Source organism: Nostoc sp. (assembly GCF_036917415.1).
Taxonomy (GTDB): Bacteria; Cyanobacteriota; Cyanobacteriia; order Cyanobacteriales; family Nostocaceae; genus Nostoc.
The window spans coordinates 1-3,832 of record NZ_JBALDJ010000101.1 but is presented as its reverse complement, the minus strand read 5'-3'; the positions used below and the strand labels follow the sequence as shown (position 1 = coordinate 3,832).

Annotated in this window: 3 protein-coding genes; all 3 read left to right on the top strand. The window is 45.0% G+C overall.

Translation table 11 applies throughout. The features are described 5' to 3' along the window. Nucleotides 1-167: 167 nt before the first annotated feature. The 3 genes from V7K41_RS22355 (at nucleotide 168) to V7K41_RS22345 (ending at nucleotide 3,601) form a co-directional block, all read left to right on the top strand. Nucleotides 168-506, top strand: coding sequence for a hypothetical protein (locus tag V7K41_RS22355; RefSeq protein WP_334851723.1), 339 nt, complete (start codon nucleotides 168-170; stop codon nucleotides 504-506). Between the two features lie 305 nt (nucleotides 507-811). Beyond that, nucleotides 812-2,953: a pentapeptide repeat-containing protein gene (locus V7K41_RS22350; RefSeq protein ID WP_334851721.1), complete on the top strand. Its 2,142-nt coding sequence runs from the start codon at nucleotides 812-814 to the stop codon at nucleotides 2,951-2,953. A gap of 156 nt (nucleotides 2,954-3,109) precedes the next feature. After that, nucleotides 3,110-3,601 carry a hypothetical protein gene (locus V7K41_RS22345; RefSeq protein ID WP_334851725.1) on the top strand — a complete coding sequence of 164 codons (492 nt, stop codon included), beginning with the start codon at nucleotides 3,110-3,112 and terminating at the stop codon, nucleotides 3,599-3,601. Nucleotides 3,602-3,832 lie beyond the last annotated feature (231 nt).

Sequence of the window (3,832 nt, the reverse complement as noted above, 5' to 3'; positions counted from 1 at the left end):
ATGATATACGCCGCTATGACGCATCTTATGTTACGTCGATTAGCCCGTAATCATAGTTGCTCAACCGCTTAAGAATTATTTTATAAACACCCTCTAAGACAACCACCAAAAATAGAATTTGGTTGGTTTATTGTTGAATAAGTATGCTAATGAGGTAGGAAAGATTGATGAATCCTCAACCAGAAGAAGACTTACAGCGTCGCCTCGATCGGCTAGAGGCAGAGATTAATTCCCCGCCTGGGGTAGTTTCACAAGAACAAAAACAAACGCCTCAGTCTGTTTTTGCCAGCTTCAACTTGCAACTGGAGCGATTTCAGATTTGGTTCAACAGTTTATCTGGTGTGAAAAAGCTGGTAGTTTCGGGTGTGACGGTACTAGTAGGCTTGGCGATACTGCAAGCAGTGTTTAAACTAGTTGCATCTGTAATCAGTCTGGCACTTTTGGCAGTGTTAGTGTATGTTGGATACAAATTTTTTGTGTCTGGTAGCTTTCAACGCAAGCAATAAGTTGATATGCATTTACTTTGCACTCTGCCTGGAGTTATGAGAGTCAGGAGCCAGAGTACAAACGGCTCCTGACTTACAGCAGTTTTCGTTTGGATGAAGTACAAAGTCACTAGTTTTGAGGCAGAAGGCAGGAGGGAGAAGAATAATTTAATTTTTGAGTCCTCGGTTTTGTACCTCACACTTGTTGCAAACTGCTGTATAACTCCTAAATCCTATTTCAATATGCTTTTCTTTTTGCTGATTAGCTTAGTCTATTTTAATTGTGCCGATCGCGGCTTAGAAATAATATCAAAGGAAACTATACGATGACGTCACCTATTGTCAGAAGAACTAGTAATCAATCTGGTCAGTCAAAAAAATCGGAAAGAGCCAATTCGCTACTGCTAGCAAGTAGACGTTTTGCTGCTTGGGCGGCTGAGATCACACTAGTGGTTACTAGTGGGTTGATTCCCTTCGGCATTGGTGTCTATGCCAATTCTAGAAGCGATCTGAACCGAGTGCCGCTTAACCCCGTCCTGGTAGTCACAGAAAGAGCGATCGCCAGACCCCTAGCTCTACCTGTGAGCTATGGCATCCGTAACGTAGCATGGCCGACTAATATTTTGTGGACAATCGCCTTGTTAGCGCCTGTAACTCTCTCGTGGTGGCAATTGTATTTATTAGCTAGGACTGGTAGCACAATTCCGAAACGTTGGTTAAAAGTGCGGGTTGTCAACGAGCAAGGGAAGCCACCTGGATTGGGGGCAGTTGTGATTAGAGAAGGCGTTGGGCGTTGGACTGTACCCATTTCTATTGCCTATCTGCTGTGGCGCTACAGCTTTGCTTTTCCGAATTTAGGATTATTCACATTTTTGTCTTTATTAATGATTGTGGGTGAAGGGATAGGCTTACCGTCGCGTCGGGGGCGTCGTGCACTACACGATCAACTCGCAGGTACTTATACAATCGATGCAGTCTTAGCTAGCAACAGACAAGCTCAGTCTGCTGGCGGTAACGAACGAGCAGAAGAATGGCAAGAGGGTGAAGAATTAGCGGCAGATCAAACCAGCCAGTCGCCTAATTTGTGGCGGCGGATACAGCAAAATCCCAATCTGGCTTTGTTTGGCATAGGGCTAACGAGCATGACTGCTGTGTTGGCAACTTTAATTGGCACTCAAGTTTATATCCAAATTCAACAATCCCAGCGAGCAACTAAGCAAATCAATAGCCAACAATTCCTCGAACTCGTCAAACAATTGACTCCCAACTCTGGGGCGACTAATGAGCAACGTCAAAGTGCAATTCTGGCTATGGGTGGTCTTAACGACCCACAATCCATTAAATTTCTCGCGGATTTATTAGTTAGCGAAACGAACCCCAGCCTCCTGGATACGATTCAACAAGCTTTGACAACTGTCGGGCCCCAAGCTATCCCGGAACTCAAAAATAAGAATCAGTTTTTGGTCAGCGAACTGGAATCTGTGGGTAGCACTGCAACCAAAGAGCGGGAATTACGGCAAGGGCGGCTACAAAGAAACCAGCGGACAATCAACAAGATTCTCTCTGTTTACAGCGGTAAAAAAATCGAGGGTGTTGACCTTAGTAGCACCCAATTAGGTCAAAGCGGTACTTCAGGAAGTTCCTACTTCAACTTGGTACTGGACAATCTTGATTTATCAGGAGTTAAGTTTAAATCTGCAAATCTTAACCAAGCCAGCTTTAAGGGTAGCCGCTTTCGGAGTGTAGGTGAAGATGGACGCTGGGATACCTACGACGATGTAATGGCTGATTTAAGCCAAGCTCAGTTGCAGCAAGCCAATCTTACTGATGCTAACCTCAGTCGCGTCTTGATGAACCGGATCGATTTGAGTCGCGCCACTCTTAACAGAGCCAACTTATCCAACGCGCGTCTATATGATGCTAAACTCAACAGCACCCAACTAGTAGGAGCCGATCTGCGAAACGCAGTTTTGGAAAAAGCCAGCTTGACTGGGGCAGATTTAGGCGATGCCAAATTGAACGAAGCCAATCTGTATGCAGCGCGTTTAGGTCGCGCCACTGCGATCGGAACGCAATTATCTTTTGCCAACTTAACTAACACTGATTGGCAAGGGGCAGATTTATCAGGAGCTTATTTGGATCGTGCTAATCTCAGCAATGCTAACCTGAGTGCTACTCGTTTAACTGGTGCTGTTTTACGTTCTGCCCAAATGGAAAACGTGAACTTGCAAAATGCAGACCTGAGTCTTGCAGATTTACGAGGGGCAAATGTCGCTGGAGCAGATTTTAAAGGAGCAATTCTCGCTCCTAGCAAACAAGATCCAGCAGATCAATTTGTCCAAACCCCAGATTTAGGTTCAGTATCTGCCGTAGTCCAAGGGGTTGACTTTTCTCAAGCCAAAAATTTAGATGCCAAGCAATTAGCGTACATTTGTACTCAAGGAGGTATTCATCCCCGTTGCCCGTAGAATGAGAGGGGGAGCAGGGGAGGATGAGAGAAATGAGGAGACAAGGGGACAAGGGGACAAGGGGACAAGGAGAATAACCTATGCCCCATGCCCCATGCCCCATGCCCCATGTTCAATGACAAATGACAAATGACAAATTGGTGTGAGGAGTCGGTTATGAAGTATATTTCATCTTTGGTTTCAGTTTTGGGGGCTGGTTTGGTCTTGAGTCTGGCGAGTACTAAACCAGCACAAGCTCAAGTAGCTTATGGTAGTTATATCGGTATCGGCCCCACTATTGGTATTACCGATGGTATCCAATTTGGAGGGGTGATAGCTGGGCGCTACAAGCTTTTGGAAGCACCACTTTCACTGCGTGCCCAAGTATTAATTGGTAGTAATACGGCTGTTGTACCAACGGTTTCTTACGATTTACCCCTCAACTGGCAAGCTGATGCCTACCTGGGCGCTGGGTTAGTGCTGGCTGGTGGTGGTGGTTCTTCTCCTGTGGGCGACAAAATTAGTTTTGCTTTACAACCGGGCATTGATTATATGATCCCAAATAGCAATACTGTCCTTTTTGGCAATGCCATTATTGCTTTTGATGCCTACCGAGATAGCAGTGGTACAGCTATCTCCGTACAAGGTGGCGTTGGTTTGAGATTTTAAGGGGCATCGGTAAAGAGTCACCAAAACAGTGCCGCTCAAAGATTACTGAGTGTTGATTGTGGTTGCAAAACACCTGCTGAATTATCAGACCAAGACTTTGTTTTGCTGCCACACCTTTATCGTGCCATTGTTATAACTATAGCAACCGCCAAGATGGTTAGGACAAGCAGTATAATCTCTAATGAAAGTAAGATTAGATACTGATTATATATTCAGTATAAAAACAGATTA

Coding starts and splice junctions, on each gene's coding strand:
- V7K41_RS22355 (WP_334851723.1), top strand. CDS start 168: ATGAATCCTCAACCAGAAGAAGACTTACAGCGTCGCCTCGATCGGCTA.
- V7K41_RS22350 (WP_334851721.1), top strand. CDS start 812: ATGACGTCACCTATTGTCAGAAGAACTAGTAATCAATCTGGTCAGTCA.
- V7K41_RS22345 (WP_334851725.1), top strand. CDS start 3,110: ATGAAGTATATTTCATCTTTGGTTTCAGTTTTGGGGGCTGGTTTGGTC.